Below are 2,724 nucleotides of genomic sequence, written 5' to 3' on the forward strand. Positions count from 1 at the left end.
CAACAATTGCACTCAATACCTATTCTGAAATGCTTTCATATGCGATTGCTGCATATCAAATGGCGTTGGAACCTAACCTGACCAAAAAGAAGGAAATAGTTGCTAATCAGGTTGATCCAAAGGTTGTCTCATACCAGAAACTTTTGGGCGATTATAAATCTGTAAAAATAACCGGTGATGAGGAACAAGTCTTCAATGATCTTAAGCAATCCTCATCAGAATACTTTTCTGCAGCTTCTCAGATAAACCAACTTCGCCTTGAAGGGAAAGATGATGAAGCGAATACGAAGTATGCCCAGGTAGCAATTCCACCACGGCTGAAAACCTATGGAAAACTTCAGGAATTGATTGAACTCAATAATCAGAGCGCATATAAAAGTTACAATGACAGTCATTCCATATATGAATCACTAATAGTAACAACAATCATCATAACTATCATCTGTTCAATTCTTCTCCTGTTTATCTCCTGGCTTATTATCCGCAATCTCACACGAAGATGCAATACTCTTTTCCAGGGTATGAAAGAGATTGGTGAAGGAAACCTCTCCTACCGGATTAATATCATCGGGAATGATGAAATTTCCCAGATAGGGAGATCGTTTAACAACATGGCAGAACGAATTGAAGCGGATAATAATGAAATAAAACGAAATATAGAGAGATCAAAGCAAACCAATGCGGCGATTATGAAAACAGCTCATGACATTAAACGCGGGATTCTGGATACAAAGATACAGACCGCGAATTTTGATGGGGAATTTCTTGTAATTGTTGAAAATGTAAATGATTTGCTTGATGCTGTTACCATACCGGTCAATGAGACATTGCGGGTTGCAGAACGATATGCACATGTAGATTTTAGCGCGAGATTTGATGAATCCCTTAAAGTAGAGGGAGATTTCCTGTTACTCAAAGAAAAGATAAACCAGATTGGTATTCATGTTGGGACAGAACTGGGAGCTGCAATCAGGGATGTAACACATGAAATCAATACATTGAGTGCATCTTCCCAGGAAGTTACAGACCATGTTGATCAGGTGACAACAGAATTTACATCAGTTATGCAGAGTTCAGCATCAGTACGGATGAATGCTCAAACGAATCTTGATTCTGTAGAACATGTAATGAGTGCCATGGATGAACTGGCATCATCAGTCTCAACGATAGCATCTAAAGTTGATATGGTAAACGGGTTAAGCCAGGAAGCGAATGCCATCTCGTCCAATGGAATCGTCCAGGTAGCTATTGCTGAAGACGGGATCAAAGGTATTCATAATGCAGTGAGTGATGTTGATAACATCATCAATGAAATAAAGCAGCAAATGAATGAGATAGGGAATATCGTTGAAATAATCAGTGATATTGCAGACCAAACAAATCTTCTTGCATTAAATGCGGCAATTGAGGCTGCCCGTGCAGGAGACGCCGGTAAAGGGTTTGCTGTGGTCGCAAATGAGGTCAAAATACTTGCTCAGCAGTCTCAAAATTCATCTGAAAATATTGCTGCCATAATATCTTCATTTCAAAAGCAGTCTGAACATGCTGCAAATGCCATGAATCTGGCAACTTCTGAAGTTGGAAAAGGCTCAAAAGCCATCACAGATTCAATCAATAATTTCCATAGTATTGCAGGACAGGTCAGGAAAATTTCAGACCAAGTGACAGAAATTGCAGGATTAACTGAAGAGGGAACAAATACAGTTCAGAAGATAGCCGCTAGTATTACTGAAGTAGATAGTTTGTCAAGAGAGATGGTTACCGATGCAAAAGGGGTTGTTTCAGCATCAGAGAGATCATCTTCTGGTATTTATCAGGTGTCCACGGTGGTACGTAACCTATCTGTTATTGCCACCCGGATAAATGAATCCATGTCCAGGCTCAATGCCTGATTTTCCCAACAGGGTTCATTTAGCGTGATAAAGTCCTTTTCATTGTTCTTGCTTGGGCCCCCCAAGGAGGCATCCTTGGGGTTTTTAGTGTTCTCTTGTTTTGTAGTAACACAGATTCCGACCTTATCGTGTAAGTGAAGATTATGTATCGAGCTGTGTTGATATCAGGAAACTTCCTTCAGGATTGCTCCAGAAATTTCAGTGGAATCTGGCATCGCTATTTTATTAATACATTTCCAGAGTATTTTTTTATCTCTTCCTGATGTATCCATCAGGGTGATTACCAGTTCAGCCTTTTCTTGAGCAGGAGCGTGTGATATCAGTTCCATCTGGTGAGTCTGGATGGATTTAGGGAACAGTATCCAGATTGGCTTTCCAATTATGGGTATTTCCTGATAACCGCAGAGATATTGCAATGCCACACTTGTCCAGACGATTGTCATGGAAGAATCCCAGATAATGATGGGAAGGTTGGTTGCCTGGAGAATATCAGAGAATAGGGAATGAATGGCTCTATTTTTTTTTAAGCTGGCCTGTTGTTTTTTTATGAATTCCTTTATCTCACGATCACTTGCAATTATCTCTTCACTGACATCAATGAGTTCTTTATTTGTTTTGAGAACCTGGAGATGATCCTTTTTCTGCTTCGTGATATCCAGATATGAAATATATACTCGTGAAAGATCGTGATCCAGTGATGCAACGGAGACATAATTTAAAAAATACCAGGTTTTCCCGGTTGTATCAACGATTTCTGATGAAAATTGCATATATTCTGAACCATTATTCAGAGCAAGGAATAACTCTTTGAAGTTATCCAGGGTACCTGGAG

Annotated in this window: 2 protein-coding genes; one reads left to right on the forward strand and one right to left on the reverse strand. The window is 39.6% G+C overall.

Going from position 1 to position 2,724, the window contains the following annotated elements; genetic code table 11:
* Nucleotides 1–1,892, forward strand: a 1,892-nt coding sequence (locus VN429_RS00890; protein ID WP_325628782.1) for a HAMP domain-containing methyl-accepting chemotaxis protein, incomplete at its 5' end; no start/stop codon positions are given.
* A 164-nt stretch (nucleotides 1,893–2,056) separates the two neighbouring features.
* Here the strand turns inward: VN429_RS00890 and VN429_RS00895 are convergent.
* Nucleotides 2,057–2,724 (reverse strand): PAS domain-containing protein (locus tag VN429_RS00895; RefSeq protein WP_325628784.1); only part of this gene is annotated, 668 nt, incomplete at its 5' end.

Origin of the sequence: Methanospirillum sp., from assembly GCF_035560735.1 — an archaeon.
In the GTDB taxonomy this organism is placed as follows: Archaea; Halobacteriota; Methanomicrobia; order Methanomicrobiales; family Methanospirillaceae; genus Methanospirillum.